Genomic DNA, 19,929 nt, shown 5'->3' on the forward strand with positions numbered 1-19,929 from the left:
TTAGCTCTTCGCGCGCATGGTCAGGCCAAAATAGAGGCACACGGCCAGCCCGATGAACACGGCCAGGATGCCGTGGGGACCGACCCCTGCCGGAGAGCTGGCCAGCCCGAAGTTGTGGGCGAAGGCCGCGCCCGCGATCATGCCGAAGACAAAGACCGCGGCATCGCCGTCGCCCTCGCCCGCCAGGAAGAGCTGACGGCCCGGGCAGCCGCCCGCCAGGGCAAAGCACCAACCGGCCAGCAGCATGCCCGCGAAGTTCCAGACCTGCTGGGTGTGGGCCACGGGCTGGTCCTCGAAGCCGATCTTGACCTGTCCGAGCAGCGCGTTGACCACCGAGGCGGCCACCAGCAGGGCGATGACGCCCAGGAGCAGGTGGGTCTGTTTGAAGAGAATCACGTCGCGGAAGGCACCCATGGTGCAGAACCGGCTGCGCTGGGCGATGAAGCCCACGAACAGCCCTGCCAGCAGGGAGATGAGCAGGGGCGCGTGCATGGCCCCGGGCCCCTTGACGCTGTAGAAGAGCACGCCGCTTTTGAGCTCGCCCTGCAACTGGGGCGAGGCGAGCATGAGGGCCAGCAACCCGGCCATGCACAGGGGCAGGATCAGTCCCACCGAGGGATACGTCTTCTGGGCGCGGCCCAGGGTGTAGCCCTTGCGGAAGAAGATAGTGCCGATGAAGATGCCTGCGATGAGGCCGAGGATGCCGAAGATGGCGCTCAGGTCGCCGCCAGCCAGCCGCAGGATGGCCCGCCACGGGCAGCCCAGGAAGACCAGGGCCCCGATCATGGCGAATGCGCCGAGCACGAACCGGGCCACGGGCGCGGACCCGGCCCGGGGCCGGAAATCGCGGAAGAGCAGCGCGGCGATCAGGGAGCCGACGACGAATCCGATGATTTCCGGCCGGATGTACTGGACCACCTCGGCCCGGTGCAGACCCAGCGCGCCGGTGATGTCGCGCTCGAAGCAGGCCACGCAGATGCCCATGTTGCCTGGATTGCCCCAGTATTGCAGCAGCGGCGCGAGCACGCCGATGGCCACACCCACGGCGATGATGCCCGCCCTGGACGAAAAGAATGTCTTCATGGTCCCCCTCGCACGGTTTGACGGTGGCACCGAAGCCCCCTTCGGCACACGGATTATTCTCATGATTGTGTAGGGGATGCCTCGGCCAATGACAAATCGATTTCTGCCGACCTGTAGCGGGCTTGATATAGATAATATCTATTGAGTGGATTGAGAAGAGCGGCGTGCAGCTGTGCGGGCGCCCCTTCGTCCTTTTGCCCCCTTGTGGATATGTTGAGCGTGGGGTAGCACAGGCAAAAAACGGGGCCATCCATGCTGACGATGTTCCGACTGCACTTGCACCGACCAGGGGCCTTGGCCAAAGGGGAGCGCCCGTGAGCGCCGCGCCCATGAACATGGGCGAGGGCAGGGTGCTGTCCGTGCTGCTGCGCCTCGGCGGCCCGGCCATGGTCTCCATGTTTTTCCAGAACCTGTATTCGCTGGTGGACACGGTCTTCGTGTCCTGGCTGGGCACGGCCGAGCTGGCCGCCCTGTCCTTGTCCGTGCCGCTGTTCTATGTGGCCCTGTCGCTGTGCAAGGGGCTGGCCGTGGGGTCCACGGCCCTCATGAGCCACGCGCGCGGGGCCGGGGATCAGGCCGGGGCCGGGGTCGTGGCCCGGGCCGCGCTGCCGCTGGCCCTGCTGGTGCTGACTCCATTTTGCCTGCTGGCGCTTCCGGCCCTGAATCAGCCGCTCTTCGCCCTGTTCGGGGTGGGTGGTGACGTGCTCGAACCAGCCGGGGAATTCGTCTTCTGGCTGGCCTGGACCTTCCCGGTCATGGGCTTTGCCATGCTCTGCGAGTCCGTGTTCCTGAGCCACGGCGATGCCCGCACGCCCATGCTGGCCATGATCGCGGGCAACGTGGTCAACATCGGGCTCGACCCGCTGCTGATCTTCACCTGCAAGATGGGCATTGCCGGGGCCTCGCTGGCCTCGCTCATCGGCTGGGGGGTGACCGGGGCCATCCTTTTCACCGTCCTCGGCCGACGCGGCATGGACCGCCCGACCCTGACCTGCGGCCGCGAGGGCGTGGCGGCCTGGGGAGGCATGGTCCGGCTCGGGTTTCCCGTGAGCCTGACCATGCTCATCATCCCTGCGTCCACGGCCGGGCTCAACTATGTGCTGGCCGGTTTCGGCCCCGCCTTCGTGGGCGCGTGGAACCTCTCCTCGCGCATGGAGCAGATGCTCATCCTGCCCATCTACGGCCTGACCTGCGCCCTGATCCCCTTTGTGGGCTTCAACATGGGCCAGGGCAACATGGAGCGCATCCGCGAGGCCGTGCGGCTGTGCATCCGCGCCTGCTACGCGGTCCTGATCCCTGTGGCCGTGCTCATGGGCGTGTTTGTCCACGCGGTCTTCGCCGTCTTCAACCCCGGACCCGAGGTGGCCACCCTGGCCGCCCACGCCTTCCGGCTGGCCCTGATCGGCATGGCCCTGGCTCCCTTTGACCTCGTGGTCCTGGGCGTGGCCCAGGGGGCGAGACGGCCCGGCTATTCCCTGTTCCTCGGCTTTGTCCGGCTGCTGGCCCTGCGGCTGCCCCTGGCCTTTCTCTTCGGCCACCTCCTGGGCGGCGAGGGCGTCTACCTGAGCCACCCGGCCTCTCTGGTCGCCTCGGGCCTGCTCAGCCTTTATCTGCTGCGCCGCCTGCTCAGTCACGTGGACGAGACCATCGCTGCCGGAGCGCACCGGGTCGCGGCCTGATATCCGGCCTAGAAATGGGCTGAGGGCGGTTTGGCATGGCGATCACTCCCTGCCGCCTTCCCGGCACATTGCGGCTGGCGCGGCGACGGGCTTTGCTGTAAGGTGGTGAGCCGTATCCCGCATCCACCACCAGCGCCGCCAAAGGGAACCCATGGCCGACACCACCCGCGTACCTGAACTGCTCGCCCCGGCCGGGGACATGGAAAAACTCGAAACCGCCATCCTCTACGGCGCGGACGCCGTGTATCTCGGTGGCGACGGCCTCAATCTGCGCAGCGGCGCGGGCGGGTTCTCCGATCAGGCCCTGGCCGAGGGGCTGGCCAAGGCGCGCGCGGCCAAGGTCAAGGCCTACTTCACCCTCAATGTCTACCCCCGCGAGAGCATGATGAACGAGGTGCGCCGCGTCATCGACAGGCTCGGCGAGTTGAGGCCCGATGGCGTCATCGCCGCCGACCCCGGGGTGGTCCGCCTGCTGCGCCGCCAGCTGCCGGAAATCCCGGTCCACATCTCCACCCAGGCCAACACCTCCAATTCCGAGGCCGTGCGCTTCTGGCGCGAGTGCGGGGCCAGACGGGTCAACGTGGCCCGGGAGCTGCGCGCCCAGGAACTGCTGGAGATGCTGGCCATCGCCCGCAAACAGCTGCCCACCATGGAGCTTGAGGTCTTTGTGCACGGGGCCATGTGCATGGCCGTGTCCGGCCGCTGCTACCTCTCGGCCTTGCAGAGCGACCGGCCGGGCAACCTGGGCCAGTGCTCCCACCCCTGCCGCTACGAGTACCGCCCCCTGTCCATGACCTTTGAGGAGCGCACCCGGCCCGGCGAGCCCATGTGGGAGGTGCGCGAGTACGGCACCGGCGAGGACTTCACCTTTGAGCGGGCCGAGGACGACTTCGCCTTCGAGCCCTTGGGTGACGACGAGCCGCGGGCCGTGACCCCGGCCGACCCGGCCCTGTCCCTGGCCCACGACACGGGCGGCTGGTCCGCCTTTTTCGCGGCCCAGGACCTGTGTCTGATCCACTATCTGGAATGGTTCGCCCGCATGCGCGTGGCCTCCCTCAAGATCGAGGGGCGGACCAAGAGCAGCGCCTATCTCGCCCAGGTGGTGGACGCCTACAAGACCGCCCTGCGCGACATCGCCGCCGGGAAGTTCGCGCCCGAAAAATACCTCTCCGAACTGGTCAACGCCGCCTCGCGGCCCCTGACCACCGGCTTCTTCGACCCCGAGCGCCGGGCCGCCATCGCCCTGCCGCCCGAGGAGGGCGAGAAGCGGGCCGTGCTCGCCCGCGTCCTGGAGCAGGCCGGGGACGGCCGGTGGCACGTCCAGACCAAGTCGCGCTGGCAGACCGGCCAGGACATGGAGCTGCTCATCCCCGGGCTCGTCCGGCCGCGCATCGCGGCCGAGGACTACGGCGTGGAGAACGACCTTGGGATCGGCCTGACCGTCTCGCACCCCGGCCAGCGCGCCCTGCTCATCTGCGACCACCCCGAGATCAGACCCGGCATGTTCATCCGCCAGCCCTGGGACCTGGACGCCCTGGACTGATTCCCGCCCCGTTCCGAATCCCCTTTTTTTCGCCCGGCCGTTGTCCCGAAAAGATGGCGAAGACTGTGGCGCGAGGACGCAAGGCGTGGTAATCATGGAGTCTGGATGTATGCAATGGTGGGCGCATGAAGCGCACAGGAGGTCGCATGCGGGCAGTCATCGCCGGGGGGACCGGCTTCATAGGGCAGGCACTGGTGGCCGAGCTGCGCGGCGCGGGCTGGGAGATCGTGGTCCTGTCGCGCTCTCCGGCCAAGGTGGCCGAGGTGTTCGGGCACGGGGTCATCGGCATGCGCTGGGACGGCTCCGGCTGGCTCGAGCTGCTGGGGCCGGACACGGCGGTGGTCAACCTGGCGGGCGAGAACATCGCGGCCGGGCGCTGGACCGCCGAGGTCAAACGACGGATTCTCGAAAGCCGCGTCAACGCGGGCCGCGCCCTGGTCAAGGCCGTGGCCGAGGCCCCGGCCAAGCCGGGCGTCTTTGTCCAGGCGTCGGCCGTGGGGTATTACGGCCCGCGCGGCACCGAGCCCTTGGACGAGGGCGAGGGGGCGGGCAACGGGTATCTGGCCGAGGTCTGCCGCGCCTGGGAGGCGTCCACGGCCGAGGTGGAGGCCATGGGCGTGCGCCGGGTCATCGTGCGCACGGGCATGGTCCTCGGCAATGGCGGCGCGCTGGCCCGGATGCTGCCGCCCTTCCGGTATTTTGTGGGCGGCCCGCCCGGCTCAGGGATGCAGGGCGTGTCGTGGATTCACCTGGACGACGAGGTGAGGGCCATCCGCTTTCTCATGGAAAACCCGGTGGCGCGCGGCGCGTACAATCTGACCGCGCCCGCGCCGGTGCGCTTTCGCAGGTTCGCGCGCATCCTGGGCCAGACCCTGGGGCGGCCCTATCGGCTCAAGGCCCCGGCCTTTGCCCTGCGCCTGCTCTTTGGCGAGATGGCCGACGAGGTGCTGCTCTCGGGCCAGCTGGCCCTGCCCACCCGCTTGGTCGAGGCGGGCTACGAGTTCCGGCACCCGGACCTTGAGGGCGCGCTGGCCGACCTGCTGGGCAAGGGTCGGGCCGCGGCCTGAAACGGTCGAGTCACTCCTTGAAGGAAACGGGCCGCTCCGGTATGACGGGGAAGGCCACGGCGCACGGGCCGGGCCGAATTATCACCGCGAGGAGCTGAGATGGGCGGCAGGATACTGATCATCGACGACGAGGAGGGCATCCGCTTCTCCCTGCGCGGCATCCTTGAAGACGACGGCCACGAGGTGATGGAGGCGGAGTCGGGCGAGCAGGGGCTGGAGCGGCTCGGCGCGGCCACGCCGGACATGGTCTTTCTGGACATCTGGCTGCCAGGCATGGACGGGCTGGCCGTGCTCGACGCCATCGCCCGCGACCAGGAAGGGCTGCCGGTGATCATGATCTCGGGCCACGGCACCATCGAGACTGCGGTCCGGGCCCTCAAGAAGGGGGCCTTTGACTTCATCGAGAAGCCGCTCTCGCTGGAAAAGGTCGTGGTGACCACGCGCAACGCGCTGGAGTTCTCCCGCCTGCGCCAGGAAAACCTCGCCCTCAAGACCCGCATTTCTTCCGAGCAGCCAGTGGTGCTCACGGGCCGGTCCGAGTCCATCGTTTCCCTCAACGACGTCATCTCCCGGGTGGCCCCCACCGACTCCTGGGTGCTCATCACCGGCGAGAACGGCACGGGCAAGGAGATCGTGGCCCGCTCCATCCACCATCAGTCGAGCCGCCGCCACAAGCCCCTGGTGGCCGTCAACTGCGCGGCCATTCCCGAGGAGCTCATCGAGAGCGAGCTGTTCGGGCACGAGAAGGGGGCCTTCACCGGCGCGGACAAGGCCCAGGCTGGCAAGTTCGAGCTGGCCGACGGCGGCATCCTCTTCCTCGACGAGATCGGCGACATGAGCCTGAAGACCCAGGCCAAGATATTGCGCATCCTCCAGGAGCAGTCCTTCGAGCATGTGGGCGGGCGCAAGACCATCACCGTGGACGTCCGCGTCATCGCGGCCACCAACAAGAACCTGCTGCGCGAGATCGAGGCGGGCACCTTTCGCGAGGATCTGTACTACCGGCTCAAGGTCTTTCCCCTTGAGGTGCCGCCCCTGCGCGAGCGCATCGAGGACATCCCCCTGCTCATCGACGATTTCATCGCCATGCTGGTGCGCCAACACGGGTTCAAGCCCATCGCCTTTGACGAGGGAGCCATGGAGGCCCTCGTGGACTACCCCTGGCCCGGCAACGTTCGCGAACTCAAGAATTTCGTGGAGCGGATGTTCATCATGTTTGCTGGCGAGACCGTGACCCGTGACAGGCTGCCCCCGGAATTCACCGGCGGCCGCCCGGCGCGGCCCCAGGCCCGGACCGGGGCGGCGGACGAGGCCGAGAGCGGCTCCCTGGACGCCCTCATCGCCGAGGGCCCGACCGACCTCAAGCAGGCCCGGGCCGAGTTCGAGGCGCGGTTTCTGGCGGCGCGGCTGCGCGAGTTCGACGGCAACATCTCCCAGCTGGCCAAGGCCGTGGGCCTTGAGCGCAGCTCGCTGTATCGCAAACTCAAGGCCTATCGGATTCAGATCGACTGATTCGGTCCGCCCCCTGGCCCGTCCTTCGGGCCGCCGGGGTCGGGTCGTAGTGCAACAGACCGGCCCGGGTGGCTGGTCCTTCAAAGCCTGAAGGAGAGGGCATGGGTTGGGACCCGGAACACTACGAGCAATGGTTCGACACGACCGAGGGTCGCTTCGCCCTCGACTGCGAGACGCGGCTGCTTCAGTCCGTGCTCGCGGGGTGGCCCCGGCGCGGCCACAAGCTGGTCGAGCTGGGCTGCGGGACCGGGCTGATGCTCGAGACCCTCTACCAGATGGGCTTTGACGTCACTGGCCTGGACAGCAGCCCGGAGATGATCATGGCCGCCCGCAAGCGGCTGGGCAAGCGGGCCGTGCTGAACCTGGGCGACGGCGAACTGACGCCCTACGCGGACAACGAGTTCGACTATGCCATGATCTGGTCCGCCCTGGAGTTCACCGACGAACCCGAGGCCATGCTGGCCGAGGCCGCGCGGCTGGCGGAAAAGGGCATCCTCGTGGGCTTTCTCAACAAGAATTCCCTCTACTACGCCATGAACGTGCGCAATACCGGCTCCACCCTGGACTCGGGCACATGGCACACCTGGTGCGAAATTCAGGACATGATCCGCCGGGCCACCGGGTTCCGGCCCACCCTGGCCCGCTCGGTGCTCCCCGGCCCGACCCGCACATGGCGCGCGGGCCGCGTCTGCCGCGCCATCAACTGCGCCCTCTACCCGCCCTTTGTGGGCGCCTTTGGCGCGGTGCGCGTGGATTTCGTCAACATGCGCCCCCTCAATCCCCTCTTTGCCTGGCGCACCGAGCCCGAGATGGGCTGATCTCCGTCGAAAAGCCCCTCGGAAAATCCCTACCTTTCGCCCTTCCTGAAGGGAATCAGCAGCGCCTTGGGATAGGCGGCGCGGCGCGACATGACGATCAGCGCGATGATGGAGAAGACGTAGGGCATCATCAGATAGAACTGGTAGGGGATGAGCATGCCCGACTGCTGCTGCACGCGCATCTGGATGGCGTCGAAGGCGGCGAAGAGCAGGCAGCCCAGCAGGGCCTTGCCCGGCTTCCAGGAGGCGAAGACCACCAGGGCGATGCAGATCCAGCCGCGGCCGTTGACCATTCCGATGTAGTAGGCGTCAAAGGCGGACATGGTCAGAAACGCGCCGCCCACGGCCATGAGGGCGCTGCCCGCCATCACGGCCCAGGTGCGGATGGCGAAGACCGAGAGCCCCTGCGCCTCCACGGCCATGGGGTTTTCGCCCGCCATGCGCACGGCCAGCCCGGCCGGGGTGCGATAGAGGACATAGGAGACCACGGCCACGGCCGCCAGGGCGACCATGGTCAGGGCGGTCTGGCCGATGAGTATCTGGCCCAGCACCGGGATGTCGGCCAGCAGGGGCGGGGCAAGGGGCTGGAAGGGCACGATCTTTGGCGGGGTGGTGGCGCTGGGCAGGAGCATGCGGAAGACAAAGGACGACAGGCTGGCCGCCAGCATGGTGATGCCCAGGCCGGTGACATGCTGCGACAGGCCCAGATGCACGGTGAAGAGGGCGTGGAGCAGGCCGAAGAGCGCGCCGATGAAGGCGGCGAAGAGCACCCCGGTCCACAGGTCGCCGCCCATGTACACCCAGGTCCATCCGGCCATGCACCCGGCGGCCATGATCCCCTCGATGCCGAGGTTGAGCACGCCCGCGCGCTCGCAGATCAGCTCGCCCAGGGTGCCGAGGATGAGCGGGGTGGCCATGCGCAGGGTGGCCATCCAGAAGCCGGTCTCCAGGAAAAAGGAGAGGATGTCCATGCTACCTCCACCTGATCCGGTAGCGGGTCAGGAACATGGCCACCAGCACGGCCAGCAGGCAGACCGCGGTGGTCACGTCCGCGATGTAGCTTGAGATGTTGATGGACCGGCTCATGGAGTCGGCCCCGATCTGGATCACGGCCACGAACAGGGCCGAGGCCACTACGCCCAGCGGGTGCAGGGCCGCCAGCATGGCCACCACGATGCCCGAGTAGCCGAAGCCGGGGGAGAGGTCCAGGGTCAGGTAGCCCTTGACTCCGCACAGCTCTGCCACGCCCGCCATGGCCGCCAGCCCGCCCGAGAGCAGGGCCGTGCGCACCGTGACGGCGGCCACGGGCATGCCCGCAAAAGCGCTGGCCCTGGGGCTCGCGCCCACGGCCCGGATCTCGAAGCCCCAGGTGGTGGCGCGCATGAACCACCACACGCCCACGGCGCAGAACAGGGCGATGAAAAAGCCGAGGTGCAGCCGGGTCTTGTCCAGCACCTGGGGGAGCAGGGCCTGGTCCACCACGGGCGCGGCCTGGGGCCAGCCCATGGCCATGGGGTCTTTCCACGGTCCGAAGACCAGCCAGTTGACAAAGAGGATGACGATGAAGTTCAGCAGCAGGGTGGTCACCACCTCGTCCACCTGGAGCCGGGTCTTGAGCAGGGTGGGCAGGAGCAGGAGCAGCCCGCCGCCCATGGCCCCGGCCAGGAAGAGATAGGGGATCATCAGGTACGGGGGCATGGCGAACGGCCCGGTGCCGAGCCATGTGGCCACCACTGCGCCCATGTAGAACTGTCCCTCGCCGCCGATGTTCCAGAGCTTGGCCCGGAAGGCCACGGCTGCGGCCAGTCCCGTGAGGATGAGCGGGGTGGCCCGGGTCAGGGTCTCGCTGAGGGCGAACTTGGAGCCCAGGGCGCCGCTGATCATCAAGACCCAGCCCTGGGTGGGCGAGGCCCCGGCCCAGACCAGCAGGGCCGAGCAGACGAGCATGGCCGTGCCCACCGCCATCAGCGGGGCAATGCCCTTCATGGCCAGGGACACTGATTCGCGTGGTTCGATTCTCATGCGGCGCTCCTGGCAGTGGTGCCGGTTGCGGCGTTGGGCGAGGCGTGGGAGCCGGACATGAGCAGGCCCAGTCCGGCCCGGTCCACCCCGGCTGCGGGCACGGGCGCGGACAGGGAGCCCTGGTACATGACCTGGATGCGGTCCGCCACCTGAAGCAGTTCGTCCAGGTCCTCGGAGATGAGGACCACGCCCGCGCCCCGGGCGGCCGCGTCCAGCAGCTGCTGGTGGACATAGGCCGTGGCGCCCACGTCGAGGCCCCATGTGGGCTGGTTGACCAGGATGACCGAGGGCGCGCCCGAGAGGACCCGGGCCAGGATGAGCTTTTGCATGTTGCCGCCCGAGAGGGTGCGCACCGGCGTGTCCACGGACGGGCAGCGGATGTCGAAGGCTTGGACCAGCTGGCGCGCCCGGGAGGCCAGGGCCTTGAAATTCATGATGCCGCGCCGGGCAAAGGCGGGCAGCCGATAGACTTCTGTGGACAGGTTTTCGAGCACGGTCATGTCGGCCACCAGTCCGGTGCCGGTGCGGTCGTCGGGCACCCGGCCTACGCCGTGGGCGAGCATGGCCGCCGGGCTGGGCGCGTGGACCCGCTTGCCGTGGATGACCATCTGGCCGTCGTCCGGCACGATCAGGCCCGAGAGCAGGTCGGCCAGCTGGGCCTGTCCGTTGCCCGAGACCCCGGCGATGCCGAGGATTTCGTGGCTGCGCAGGTTCAGGTTCAGCCCGTCGAGCAGGGGGGTCGCGCCCCGGCCGCGCACGGTGATGGCGTCGAGATACAGGATTTCCTTGCCCTGCCTCGGTTCCGGTCGGCTGGTTCTGGGGATGTCGCTGCCCACCATGGCCCGGGCCAGCTCGCCCGCCGAGGTCTCGGCCGTGGCTGCCTCGAAGACCACCCGGCCGTGGCGCAGGACCACGCAGCGGTCGGACGCGGCCATGACCTCGCGCAGCTTGTGGGTGATGAAGATGACCGACAGCCCCTGGTCCACCATCTGGTGCAGGGTGGCGAAGAGGTGCTGTGCCTCCTGGGGCGTGAGCACGGCCGTGGGCTCGTCCAGGATGAGGATGCGCGCGTCGCGGTACAGGGCCTTGAGAATCTCCACGCGCTGGCGCTCGCCCACGGACAGGCTCCTGATCATGGCCCGGGGATTGACGCGCAGGCCGAAGCGTTCCATGAGCCCGGTCAGCCGCGTGAGGGCCGCCCCGGTGTCGCGGGTGGGGGAGAGGAGCGATTCGGTGCCGAGCATGACATTGTCGAGCACGGTCATGTTGTCGGCCAGGGTGAAGTGCTGGTGGACCATGCCCACCCCGGCGGCCAGGGCGGCGCGGGGCGAGCCAGCGGGCAGGGCGCGGCCAAAGACCTCCACCTCGCCGCTGTCGGCCACATAGTGGCCAAAGAGGATGGACATGAGAGTGGTCTTGCCCGCGCCGTTTTCGCCGAGCAGGGCGAGCATCTCGCCGGGGCGCAGTTCAAGGGTCACGTTCTCGTTGGCCATCACCGGGCCAAAGGCCTTGGTGACGCCCGAGAGCTTGAGCACTGGTTCGGTCATGGAGTCCCGGTCGCAGGACGGGCCGCCCCGCATGGCGCGCGGCGGCCCGGTCATGGAATGCTAGAAGGTGGACTTGGGCTCGTCGTCGTTGATCTCCACCACGAAGGAACCGTCGAGGATGGCGGCCTGGGTCTCGGCCACCTTGGCCTTGATCCCGGCCGGGATGATCTCCTCGAACTCGTAGTACGGGGCCAGGGACGCTCCGCCCTTGGCCATCATGGTCCACTCGCGGTAGTCCTCGGCCTTGAACCCGCCCTTCTTGACCAGGGCGATGGCGTGGTTGATGGCGGGCTCCATGTGCCACAGGGCGGAGGTAACGACCACACCCGTGCCGTTCTCCTCCTTGTTCATGTCGTTGACGTTGCCAAAGGCGATGATGCCCTTGTCGCGGGCCGCGTCCACCACGCCGCCGCGCTCGGCGTAGAGCACGTCCACCCCGGTCTCGATCTGGGCAAAGGCGAATTCCTTGGCCTTGGGCGGGTCGTACCAGGAGCCGATGAAGGAGACCTTGAACTCCACGGCCGGATTCACGGCCCTGGCCCCGGCCATGAAGGCGTGGAAGAGGCGGTTGACCTCGCCGATGGGATAGCCGCCGACCATGCCGATTCGGTTGGTCTTGGTCATGGTCCCGGCGATCATGCCCATGAGGTAGCAGGGCTCGTGGATGTAGTTGTCAAAGACGGCCACATTGGTGCCGCGCGGGCCAAAGGAGTCGCCCATCAGGTAGGCCACGTTGGGGTAGTCGGCCGCGGCCTTGGTCACGTCGCGGGAGATGCCGAAGGCCTCGCCCACCACAAGTTGGACGCCCTTTTCCGAATACTCGCGCATGACGCGCACGTAGTCGGTGTTGGAGACCTTTTCGGAATAGACGTACTCGATCTCGCCCGCGTCGGCGGCCTTTTGCAGGGCCTTGTGCAGGCAGGCGTCCCATTTCTGCTGGATGGGCTGGGTGTAGATGCCCGCCACCTTGATCTTGCCGGAGGCCATGGCGGCCCCGCCCATGGCGGTGATGGCCAGACACAGGGCGGCGGCCAAAGTCAGAAAACGTTTCATGCGGATTCCCTCTCCTCGGTTGGGGTAAGCGTATGGGCCGCATCAGTGTCGATTGCGCGGCGTCACAGGACTGCAACGCTAATGCCAGAAACGCGCACCGGAGTAAATGGCCTGAAAGCCCCGCCGGTTGCGGAATCGCCCGGGGCCGACCGCGGGCCGGGACGCCTCCCGGCACCAGGCGATTGTGACAAAATAAGGAAAACCGAACTGCGAAAACCGCGGGTTTTGACAAGCCTGTGCACAATGAACCGCCCCGGCTGCCGGGAGCGGCCCCCGGAAGACAGGAAGAATCACCGAAAACAAACGGTGTTGCACGGCGTCGTCGTGAGCTTGTCGATAAGTCGTCGGCAATGACGAAAGGCTTGTCGGCAGGTGGTTGGCTGCGGTTCAGACCGGCAGGCCACGCTCGCGGCGATGGCGCTTCATGGTGTCGAGCAGGGCGGTGGGCACATGCAGGCCGCCCTTGCCCCGGCCCAGGGCAATCCTCGGTTTGACAGCCCCGTGAAAGTCGGAACCGCCGCTGATGAGCAGGCCCAACCGCTCGGCCATGGCTTTGAAGGCGCGGGTGGCCGCGTCGTCGTGCTCGGGGTAGTAGACCTCCATGCCGTCCAGGCCCTGGGCTTGCAACTCGCGGACCAGGGTCTCGGTGCCGGGCAGGTCCAGGCCGAGGATGAAGGGATGGGCCAGGACGCTGGTGGCCCCGGCCCGGCCGAGGATGGCCAGGGCGTGGTCGGGCTTGAGCTTGCGCTTGGGCACGTAGGCGCGGCCGTTGTCGCCCAGCCAGACCTTGAAGGCCTCGTCCATGGACGAGACCACGCCAAGGGCGAGCATCTCCTGGGCAAAGTGGGGGCGGCCAATGGTGCCGCCAGCCCGGGCGGCCACGGCCTCGTAGGTGATGTTCACCCCCAGGGTGCGCAGCTTGGCCACGATCTCGTGGTTGCGGATGCGCCGCCCCTCGATGACCCAGTCAAAGGCGGCCTGCAACTCGTCGGCCTGCCTGGGCACCCACAGGGCCACCATGTGCAGCCAGCCCGCGCCGCGCGGCGATTCCAGGCTCAGTTCGCATCCCCGGATGACCTCGATGCCCAGGGCGCGGCCCGCCTCCTCGGCCTCGTCGAGTCCGGCCAGGGTGTCGTGGTCGGTCAGGGCGATGGCGTCCAGGCCGATGTCCTTGGCCAGCGTGACCAGCTGGGTGGGGGTCAGGGTGCCGTCCGAGGCGGTGGAGTGGGTGTGCAGGTCTATCATGCGGGGCTTCCGTGGTCTGAGTGGGGCGGCAGGATGGCCGTGGGGAACAGTAGCAGGCAGGGACGGGGCAGGTAAAGGGCGGGAAGCCGTCCGGCCGGGATTTTGGGGTGCATGACGCGGGAGGGCGCATGCACGGCCCACTGCCAGCCCGGCCGTTGCCAGCCCGGCCCGATGGGTGTAGGTTCGGCAGATCGCAAGGAGGAACCATGACCCTGGACAAGGAACTCATCGACATGCTCGCCTGCCCCCGCTGCCGGGGCGCGGTGGCCCCGCTTCCGGCCGACGACGGCCTGGCCTGCCCGGCCTGTGCCGTGGTCTATCCGGTCAGGGACGGCATCCCGGTCATGCTCGCGGATCAGGCCGTGCCCGAGGCGCAATGGTCCGAAGGCAAGGCCAACGCTCAAGACTAGCCCCCTCGCCAACGCCGCATAGCTTCCGCCCGACCGGGCCGGACCTGTCGAGGTCCGGCCCGGTCGGCGTGTTTTTTTCCACAGGGAAACTTGACGCAATGAAAACCGTGCCTATTTTCGGGAAAACAACGACAAAGGAGGTGTCTCCCATGGTTATCGACTTCAACACCCTGTATCATTTCCCGTCCCGGCTCGACCGCGTGTTCGAGGAGTTCTTCAAATCCCCGATGGGGGATGACCGCCGTCTGGCCTATCCCCCGCTCAATCTGAGCAACGACGACGAGAACATCTATGTGCGCGCGGAGCTGCCCGGCGTGGAGCTGGCCGACGTGGAGCTGACCCTGTCGGACAAGACCCTGGTGCTCAAGGGCGAGCGCGCCGCACCCCAGGGAAAATACTATCGCCAGGAGCGGCAGAGCGGTGTTTTCCACAGGGTTGTCAACATTGCCGTCCCGGTGGACAGGGACAAGGTCAAGGCGGTCATGACCGACGGCATCCTGACCGTGACCCTGCCCAAGGCCGAGGACGTCAAGCCCCGTTCCATCAACATCGAAATTGCCTAAGGGAGGTGCGGACATGAGCGAGATCGTGAAAAACGAGGAGAGGAGCCCGGCCCGCTACCGGCCCGCAACGGACATTCTGGAGCGCGAGGACGGCTTCCACATCTACATGGACATGCCCGGCGTCAGGCGGGAGGATCTGAATATCGACCTACAGGACGACGAGCTGACCGTCCGGGGCCGCACCAGCCTGACCCCGGGCCAGGACGAGCGCTTCGCCGAGATGCAGTTCGGCGAGTGCGAATACGTGCGCTCCATCTCCATCACCGACATCGTGGACCGCGACAGGATCAAAGCCAACCTCGCCAGCGGGGTGCTGGAACTCCACCTGCCCAAGGTGGAGAAGGTCCTGCCCCGCAAGATCGAGATCACGGCCGGATAGCCCGGACAGGCGCGGCAGCAAGCCGCGAGCCGACACAACGAAAACAGCCCCTTCGCATCTGGCGAGGGGGCTGCTTGCGTTTCGTCGGTGCCGGAACTCGGCCGGTCCGATCAGCTTCCCGGCTTCCGGCCCGGGAGATCGGCCAGGCGCAGGAGCAGGTTGCCCGCCACCTGTCGGCGGTAGTCGGCAGTGGCCCGCACGTCCGAGATGGGGGCCACGGCGCGGCGGGCGGCCCGGGCCGCCTCGGTCAGGGCGGTCAGGGTCAGGCGGCTGCCCCTGAGGATTGCTTCGGCCTCGGGGCAGCGGACGATGGTCGGTCCCACGCTGCCCCAGGCGAGGCGGGCGTCCCTGATCCGGCCGTCTTCCACGGCCAGCATGGCGGTCAGGCTGACCACGGCGATGGCCATGGCCTGGCGCTGCCCGACCTTCTCGAAATGATGGATGGTGAATATCCGGGGTACGGGCACGACCACGCCCGTGAGCACCTCGTCCGGCTCCAGGGCGGTGCGGCCCGGGCCGGTGACGAAGTGGGGCATGGGCAGGATGCGCGCCCCGCGCCGCGAGGCCAGCTCCACCGAGGCGTTCATGACGTGCAGGGCGGGCAGGGTGTCGGCCGCTGGCGAGGCGGTGCAGATATTGCCGCCGATGGTGGCCGCGTTGCGCACCGTGGGCGCGGCAAAGGCCGAGGCCGCGCGGTGGAGCAGGGGCAGGCGCTGGCGCACGGTGTCGCTGCGCAGCAGGTCGGTGATGGTGGCGGCCGCGCCGATGCGCACGGCCGGGCCTGTGGCGGTCTCAAGGGCTTCGATGCGCCCCAGTTCGGCCACCCGCTCCAGGCAGACGAGGGTGCCCGGTGTTCGGCCCGCAGCGCGCAGACGCACCAGCAGGTCCGTGCCTCCTGCCATGATGCGCGCCTCGGGATGGTCGGCCAACAGGGCCAGGGTTTCGCTCAGGTCGGTGGGCAGGAAAAGTGGCATCAGCGTTTCTTCCGCATGGTTTCAGCCGCGTCCTCGATGGAGTCCACGATCTTGTGGTAGCCGGTGCAGCGGCAGAGGTTGCCGGATACGGCCTCGCGGATGGCGGCCCGGTCGGGATTCGGCTCGCGGCGCAGCAGCTCGGCCGCGACCATGGTCATGCCGGGCGTGCAGTAGCCGCACTGGACCCCGCCGCGCTCGGCCAGGGCTGTCTGGACCGGGTGCAAGGGGGGCTGGTCGGTGGTGTCCGTTGCCTCATTCTCATCCCAGCTGTCGGCCAATCCCTCGATGGTCGTCACTGCCCGGCCATGGAGCTGGCCCGCCAGGGTCAGGCAGGAGAGGCGGGTCACGCCGTCCATCCAGATGGCGCAGGCCCCGCATTCGCCGGTGCCGCAGCCCTCCTTGGGGCCGGTCAGGCCGCAGTGCTCGCGCAGCACGTCCAGGGCGCGCAGGGTGGGGTCCACGTCGAGGCGCTGTCCGATGCCGTTGAGGGTGAAGACGATCATGATGCGGCCTCGCTTCCGGTTCCGGGTTGGTCGTCCTCAAGGGCAGCCAGCACGCGCCCAAAGGTGAAGGGGGCGCGGGTCATGGGCAGCCCGGCGCTGTACAGGGCCGAGGCCACGGCCGGGAGCGGGCCGTTGAGCCCCACCTCGCCGATGCCCTTCATGCCGAAGGGGCCGGTGTGCTCGATGGTCTCCACGGCGTGGGATTCGATGTCCGGCAGGTCCAGGGACGTGGGGATGACGTAGGTACACAGGTCCGTGGAGCGCAGCACGCCCGCCTCGGTCAGGACATCCTCGGTCAGGGCGTAGCCCAGCCCCTGGGCCACGGAGCCGTGCACCTGCTGCTCGAAATTCTGCGGGTTGAGGACCCGGCCGCCGTCGGTGAAGGCCACGTAGTCGAGCACGGCCACCCGGCCGGTCAGCTCGTCCACCTCGATGCGGGCCAGATGGGCGGCGTAGGGAAAGAGGAGGTGCGGAAAGCCCAGGGTGAAGGCCTCGCCGCCGCGCACCGGCTCGGGCGTGACCGGCATGAGGTGCTCGGCCATGCTGATGCGGTCGTCCGGGTGCATCATGGCGGCCAGGGCGGCCAGAGGCAGATCGCGGCCCGTGGGCAGGTGGCGCACCCCGCCGGGGATCATGGCAAAGCCCGAGCCGTCGTCCACGAAGAGCATCAGGGCGGCCCGGTTGAAGAGCTTGTCGCGCAGGGTTTCGCACGCCTTGATCAGGGCCTTGCCGTAGGTGTAGGTGGTCCGTCCGGCTGCGGCCGAGCCCGAGGGGTGGGTGCGGTCTGTGTCCGGCTGGACCAGCTCCATCACGGACTCGGGCTGGCAGAGGATCTCGCCCGCCATCTGGACAAAGGTGGAGGCGTTGCCCTGGCCCATGTCGCTGACTCCGTTGTAGACGCGGATGCGGCCCGACCCGGTCAGGCGCACCTTGGCCACGGCGTAGTCGGCCAGCCCCCGGCCATAGCCCATGCCGTTGAAGACAGCGGCCACGCCCACGGCCCGGCGGGTGAAGGGGGGCGCGTCGGCCCGCCACGCCTCGCGGCTCTTCCAGTGCGGATGGTCGCGCAGGCGCAGCAGACATTCCTCCATGCCCGTGGAGGTGGTCATGGTCACGCCCGCGCAGTTGCGCTCGCCCCGGGTGATGGCGTTCCTGAGGCGAAATTTCAGGGGGTCCATGCCCAGGGCGTGGGCCAACCGGTCCATCATGCCTTCAAAGGCGAAGCTGACCTGGGCCACGCCAAAGCCGCGAAAGGCTCCGGCCACGGGATTGTTGGTGTAGACGCAGCGTCCCTTGGCCTCCAGGTGGGGCAGCCGGTACGGCCCGCCCGAGTGTTCCATGCCCAGGGCCATGATCTCCACGCCCAGGTGGGCGTAGGCCCCGGTGTCGTAGTCCAGCTCGCAGCGCACCGCGTGCAGGGTTCCGTCGCGCTTGGCCCCGGCAGTGAAGCGCATGCGCGCGGCGTGGCGCTTGTATCCGGCCAGCATGCTCTCCTCGCGGTTCCACCACATCTTGACCGGGCGTCCCTTGGCGTGCATGGCCGCCAGGGCCAGCAGACACTGGACCGTGGCCCCGTCCTTGCCGCCGAAGCCGCCGCCCAGATAGGGGCCGGTGACATGGATGCGCGAGGGATCGAGCCCCAGGGCGCGGCCGATCTCGAAGCGGTCGCGGAACGGGGCCTGGGTGGACACGGTCATGTGCAGGGTGCCGTCATCGTCAATGCGGGCCACGCCGTTCTCGGTCTCGATGAAGGCGTGTTCCTGGGCCGGGGTGTAAAAGGTCTCCTCCACCACCACGTCGCACTCGGCAAGCCCGGCTTCCGCGTCGCCCTTGGCGATGGTGGCCGCCTTGAGCACGTTGCCAGTGTCCAGGCCGTGGATGTTGGGGGCGTCGTCGGCCAGGGCCGCGTCCAGAGTGTCCACCACGGGCAGCGGCTCGATCTCCATCTCGATGGCCCGCAGCGCCTCGGCGAGCGCCCGGCGCGACTCGGCCAGCACCAGGGCCACGGCATCGCCCGCGTGGCGCACCCGGGTGCCGCAGAGCACGGGCATGTCCCAGTAGACAAAGCCCTGGCGGTTGGTGCCGGGCACGTCCTTGCGGGTCAGCACCGCCACCACGCCCTCCACCTTCTCGGCCCGGGCGGTCTCGATGCGCCGGATGATGCCGTGGGGCACGCCAGCGCGCAGGGCACCGGCCCAGAGCATGTCCGGGGGGTAGATGTCCGTGGCGAACTGTTCCGTGCCGCGTGCCTTGTCCAGGGCGTCGAAGCGGCGCGAGCGGCGGCCTATGTCCTGCATGGTGGCGGGTTCCTCGCATGGAGTTTGATGATGGATCACTGTGCGGCAAAGGGGTTAGCGTGTCAACGAGGCCATGAGGCGGGGCGTGGGCCAAAAAGGCATCTTTGTTTTTCATGCCGGGCCTTTCGCAGTGGGCCGGGGTATGCTATCAGGGAATCGAAACCAAGGAGGCAGCCATGCGACAAGAGGACAGGGGCATGAACCCCTATGTGGCCGGAGCGCTGGCCGGACTGGTGCTGATTCTTTCGGTGCTGGTGGCCGGGCAGTTCTTTGGCGCGTCCACCTCGTTCGTGCGCTCGGCCGGGCTGGTGGAGCAGATCGTGGCCCCGGGCCATGTGGAAGAGTCGAGCTATTTCATGAAATATCTGGCCAGGGACCCGGGCATCGACTGGCAGTGGATGTTCGTGCTGGGCATCTTCTTTGGCGCGTTCCTCGCGTCCAACGCCACGGGCTCCTTCCGCTGGACCGATCTGCCCGACAGCTGGCGCGACCGCTTCGGGCCGAGCCGGGTCAGGCGGTTCGCCACCGCCTTTCTCGGCGGGACTCTTGCCCTGTTCGGCGCACGGCTGGCCGATGGCTGCCCGAGCGGCCACGGGCTTTCGGGCGTGGCCCAGCTCTCTGTGAGCGGGCTTGTGGCCATGGCCTGCTTTTTCGCGGGCGGGTTGATCACGGCCCGCCTGCTCTACCCCGGGAGGCGATCATGACCCTGATGTTCGGACTGTTCACCGGCGTGCTCTTCGGCTGGCTGCTCCAGCGGGCCAGGGTGCTGCGCTACGACAAGCAGCTCGGGGCGCTGCGCCTCAAGGACATGACCATCCTCAAGTTCATGCTCTCGGCCATCCTGGTGGCCTCGGTCGGGGTCCACCTGCTGGCGGACCTGGGCTTGGCCGAGTTGTCCATCAAGGGGACCACCCTTGGCGCGCAGATTCTGGGCGGCCTGATCTTCGGCGTTGGCTGGGCCCTGCTCGGCTATTGCCCGGGCACCTCCTGGGGCGCGCTGGGCGAGGGGCGATTCGACGGGTTGTGGGGCATTCTGGGGGGCTGGTTCGGGGCCGCCCTGTATGCCGAGGCCTACCCGGCCATGGAGGCCAGCGTGCTCACCTGGGGCAACCTCGGCAAGCTCACCCTGCCCGGCCTGCTGGGCGTCAGCCACTGGGTGGTCATCGCGCTTCTGGCCCTAGGCTGCGTCGCCCTGTTCCGTTTCTTCGAGCGCAGGGGGCTTTGATCTCGGCAC

General features: G+C 68.1%; 19 protein-coding genes. 10 read left to right on the forward strand and 9 right to left on the reverse strand.

Annotated elements, in window-relative coordinates; translation table 11 throughout:
- Positions 1 to 1,146, reverse strand: a complete 1,146-nt coding sequence (gene yedE, locus QQS14_RS05655) for a YedE family putative selenium transporter (protein ID WP_285905983.1) — start codon at positions 1,144 to 1,146, stop codon at positions 1 to 3.
- 251 nt (positions 1,147 to 1,397) lie between these two features.
- On the opposite strand from yedE, the gene QQS14_RS05660 reads away from it, so the two are divergent.
- The 5 genes from QQS14_RS05660 (at position 1,398) to QQS14_RS05680 (ending at position 7,702) form a co-directional block, all read left to right on the forward strand.
- Complete coding sequence (locus tag QQS14_RS05660; RefSeq protein WP_285905984.1) at positions 1,398 to 2,762, forward strand: MATE family efflux transporter; 1,365 nt, start codon at positions 1,398 to 1,400, stop codon at positions 2,760 to 2,762.
- A 151-nt stretch (positions 2,763 to 2,913) separates the two neighbouring features.
- On the forward strand, positions 2,914 to 4,305 hold the full coding sequence (locus QQS14_RS05665; RefSeq protein ID WP_285905985.1) for a peptidase U32 family protein: 1,392 nt from the start codon (positions 2,914 to 2,916) through the stop codon (positions 4,303 to 4,305).
- A 146-nt stretch (positions 4,306 to 4,451) separates the two neighbouring features.
- A complete protein-coding gene (locus tag QQS14_RS05670; RefSeq protein ID WP_285905987.1) occupies positions 4,452 to 5,372 on the forward strand; it encodes a TIGR01777 family oxidoreductase in 921 nt (306 codons plus the stop codon).
- Between the two features lie 99 nt (positions 5,373 to 5,471).
- Positions 5,472 to 6,884 (forward strand): sigma-54-dependent transcriptional regulator, encoded by a 1,413-nt coding sequence (locus QQS14_RS05675; RefSeq protein ID WP_285905988.1) that lies wholly within the window; start codon positions 5,472 to 5,474, stop codon positions 6,882 to 6,884.
- A 101-nt stretch (positions 6,885 to 6,985) separates the two neighbouring features.
- Entirely contained in the window at positions 6,986 to 7,702 is a 717-nt protein-coding gene (locus tag QQS14_RS05680) for a class I SAM-dependent methyltransferase (RefSeq protein WP_285905989.1), read from the forward strand.
- Positions 7,703 to 7,731: 29 nt separating this feature from the next.
- On the opposite strand, the gene QQS14_RS05685 is transcribed toward QQS14_RS05680, so the two are convergent.
- The 5 genes from QQS14_RS05685 to QQS14_RS05705 form a co-directional block, all read right to left on the reverse strand.
- Positions 7,732 to 8,673: an ABC transporter permease gene (locus tag QQS14_RS05685; protein ID WP_285905990.1), complete on the reverse strand. Its 942-nt coding sequence runs from the start codon at positions 8,671 to 8,673 to the stop codon at positions 7,732 to 7,734.
- A gap of 1 nt (position 8,674) precedes the next feature.
- Positions 8,675 to 9,724, reverse strand: coding sequence for an ABC transporter permease (locus QQS14_RS05690; RefSeq protein ID WP_285905991.1), 1,050 nt, complete (start codon positions 9,722 to 9,724; stop codon positions 8,675 to 8,677).
- Positions 9,721 to 11,271: an ABC transporter ATP-binding protein gene (locus QQS14_RS05695; protein WP_285905992.1), complete on the reverse strand. Its 1,551-nt coding sequence runs from the start codon at positions 11,269 to 11,271 to the stop codon at positions 9,721 to 9,723. Before QQS14_RS05695 ends, QQS14_RS05690 begins: the two co-directional genes overlap by 4 nt.
- A gap of 60 nt (positions 11,272 to 11,331) precedes the next feature.
- Entirely contained in the window at positions 11,332 to 12,324 is a 993-nt protein-coding gene (locus QQS14_RS05700) for a BMP family protein (RefSeq protein WP_285905993.1), read from the reverse strand.
- A gap of 387 nt (positions 12,325 to 12,711) precedes the next feature.
- The gene (locus QQS14_RS05705; protein ID WP_285905994.1) at positions 12,712 to 13,569 is read right to left on the reverse strand and encodes a PHP domain-containing protein; all 858 of its coding nucleotides are present in this window, start codon (positions 13,567 to 13,569) and stop codon (positions 12,712 to 12,714) included.
- Positions 13,570 to 13,775: 206 nt separating this feature from the next.
- Between QQS14_RS05705 and QQS14_RS05710 the strand changes: the two genes are divergently transcribed.
- From QQS14_RS05710 to QQS14_RS05720, 3 genes are all read left to right on the forward strand, one after another.
- Positions 13,776 to 13,979 carry a Trm112 family protein gene (locus tag QQS14_RS05710; protein WP_285905995.1) on the forward strand — a complete coding sequence of 68 codons (204 nt, stop codon included), beginning with the start codon at positions 13,776 to 13,778 and terminating at the stop codon, positions 13,977 to 13,979.
- Between the two features lie 149 nt (positions 13,980 to 14,128).
- On the forward strand, positions 14,129 to 14,542 hold the full coding sequence (locus QQS14_RS05715; protein ID WP_155933371.1) for an Hsp20/alpha crystallin family protein: 414 nt from the start codon (positions 14,129 to 14,131) through the stop codon (positions 14,540 to 14,542).
- A 13-nt stretch (positions 14,543 to 14,555) separates the two neighbouring features.
- Positions 14,556 to 14,921 (forward strand): Hsp20/alpha crystallin family protein, encoded by a 366-nt coding sequence (locus QQS14_RS05720; protein ID WP_285905996.1) that lies wholly within the window; start codon positions 14,556 to 14,558, stop codon positions 14,919 to 14,921.
- A 110-nt stretch (positions 14,922 to 15,031) separates the two neighbouring features.
- Here the strand turns inward: QQS14_RS05720 and QQS14_RS05725 are convergent, their stop codons facing one another.
- The 3 genes from QQS14_RS05725 to QQS14_RS05735 are packed head-to-tail and all read right to left on the reverse strand — an operon-like array spanning position 15,032 to position 18,695.
- On the reverse strand, positions 15,032 to 15,895 hold the full coding sequence (locus QQS14_RS05725; protein WP_285905997.1) for an FAD binding domain-containing protein: 864 nt from the start codon (positions 15,893 to 15,895) through the stop codon (positions 15,032 to 15,034).
- Entirely contained in the window at positions 15,895 to 16,398 is a 504-nt protein-coding gene (locus QQS14_RS05730) for a (2Fe-2S)-binding protein (RefSeq protein WP_285905998.1), read from the reverse strand. The genes QQS14_RS05725 and QQS14_RS05730 overlap by 1 nt, the downstream gene beginning before the upstream one ends.
- The gene (locus QQS14_RS05735) at positions 16,395 to 18,695 is read right to left on the reverse strand and encodes a xanthine dehydrogenase family protein molybdopterin-binding subunit (protein WP_285905999.1); all 2,301 of its coding nucleotides are present in this window, start codon (positions 18,693 to 18,695) and stop codon (positions 16,395 to 16,397) included. Before QQS14_RS05735 ends, QQS14_RS05730 begins: the two co-directional genes overlap by 4 nt.
- Before the next feature lie 176 nt (positions 18,696 to 18,871).
- Between QQS14_RS05735 and QQS14_RS05740 the strand changes: the two genes are divergently transcribed.
- Together QQS14_RS05740 and QQS14_RS05745 are read left to right on the forward strand one after the other, a co-directional pair.
- Positions 18,872 to 19,399 carry a YeeE/YedE thiosulfate transporter family protein gene (locus tag QQS14_RS05740; RefSeq protein ID WP_285906000.1) on the forward strand — a complete coding sequence of 176 codons (528 nt, stop codon included), beginning with the start codon at positions 18,872 to 18,874 and terminating at the stop codon, positions 19,397 to 19,399.
- A complete protein-coding gene (locus tag QQS14_RS05745) occupies positions 19,396 to 19,920 on the forward strand; it encodes a YeeE/YedE thiosulfate transporter family protein (protein ID WP_285906001.1) in 525 nt (174 codons plus the stop codon). The genes QQS14_RS05740 and QQS14_RS05745 overlap by 4 nt, the downstream gene beginning before the upstream one ends.
- Positions 19,921 to 19,929 lie beyond the last annotated feature (9 nt).

The sequence above is a fragment of the Pseudodesulfovibrio pelocollis genome (genome assembly GCF_030282845.1).
GTDB classification, from domain to species: Bacteria; Desulfobacterota; Desulfovibrionia; order Desulfovibrionales; family Desulfovibrionaceae; genus Pseudodesulfovibrio; species Pseudodesulfovibrio pelocollis.

What these genes read in the sequence shown, in the direction of transcription:
- yedE (WP_285905983.1), bottom strand. Translation starts at nt 1,146, where the DNA reads ATGAGAATAATCCGTGTGCCGAAGGGGGCTTCGGTGCCACCGTCAAAC.
- QQS14_RS05665 (WP_285905985.1), top strand. Translation starts at nt 2,914, where the DNA reads ATGGCCGACACCACCCGCGTACCTGAACTGCTCGCCCCGGCCGGGGAC.
- QQS14_RS05670 (WP_285905987.1), top strand. Translation starts at nt 4,452, where the DNA reads ATGCGGGCAGTCATCGCCGGGGGGACCGGCTTCATAGGGCAGGCACTG.
- QQS14_RS05675 (WP_285905988.1), top strand. Translation starts at nt 5,472, where the DNA reads ATGGGCGGCAGGATACTGATCATCGACGACGAGGAGGGCATCCGCTTC.
- QQS14_RS05680 (WP_285905989.1), top strand. Translation starts at nt 6,986, where the DNA reads ATGGGTTGGGACCCGGAACACTACGAGCAATGGTTCGACACGACCGAG.
- QQS14_RS05685 (WP_285905990.1), bottom strand. Translation starts at nt 8,673, where the DNA reads ATGGACATCCTCTCCTTTTTCCTGGAGACCGGCTTCTGGATGGCCACC.
- QQS14_RS05690 (WP_285905991.1), bottom strand. Translation starts at nt 9,724, where the DNA reads ATGAGAATCGAACCACGCGAATCAGTGTCCCTGGCCATGAAGGGCATT.
- QQS14_RS05695 (WP_285905992.1), bottom strand. Translation starts at nt 11,271, where the DNA reads ATGACCGAACCAGTGCTCAAGCTCTCGGGCGTCACCAAGGCCTTTGGC.
- QQS14_RS05700 (WP_285905993.1), bottom strand. Translation starts at nt 12,324, where the DNA reads ATGAAACGTTTTCTGACTTTGGCCGCCGCCCTGTGTCTGGCCATCACC.
- QQS14_RS05705 (WP_285905994.1), bottom strand. Translation starts at nt 13,569, where the DNA reads ATGATAGACCTGCACACCCACTCCACCGCCTCGGACGGCACCCTGACC.
- QQS14_RS05710 (WP_285905995.1), top strand. Translation starts at nt 13,776, where the DNA reads ATGACCCTGGACAAGGAACTCATCGACATGCTCGCCTGCCCCCGCTGC.
- QQS14_RS05715 (WP_155933371.1), top strand. Translation starts at nt 14,129, where the DNA reads ATGGTTATCGACTTCAACACCCTGTATCATTTCCCGTCCCGGCTCGAC.
- QQS14_RS05720 (WP_285905996.1), top strand. Translation starts at nt 14,556, where the DNA reads ATGAGCGAGATCGTGAAAAACGAGGAGAGGAGCCCGGCCCGCTACCGG.
- QQS14_RS05725 (WP_285905997.1), bottom strand. Translation starts at nt 15,895, where the DNA reads ATGCCACTTTTCCTGCCCACCGACCTGAGCGAAACCCTGGCCCTGTTG.
- QQS14_RS05730 (WP_285905998.1), bottom strand. Translation starts at nt 16,398, where the DNA reads ATGATCGTCTTCACCCTCAACGGCATCGGACAGCGCCTCGACGTGGAC.
- QQS14_RS05735 (WP_285905999.1), bottom strand. Translation starts at nt 18,695, where the DNA reads ATGCAGGACATAGGCCGCCGCTCGCGCCGCTTCGACGCCCTGGACAAG.
- QQS14_RS05740 (WP_285906000.1), top strand. Translation starts at nt 18,872, where the DNA reads ATGCGACAAGAGGACAGGGGCATGAACCCCTATGTGGCCGGAGCGCTG.
- QQS14_RS05745 (WP_285906001.1), top strand. Translation starts at nt 19,396, where the DNA reads ATGACCCTGATGTTCGGACTGTTCACCGGCGTGCTCTTCGGCTGGCTG.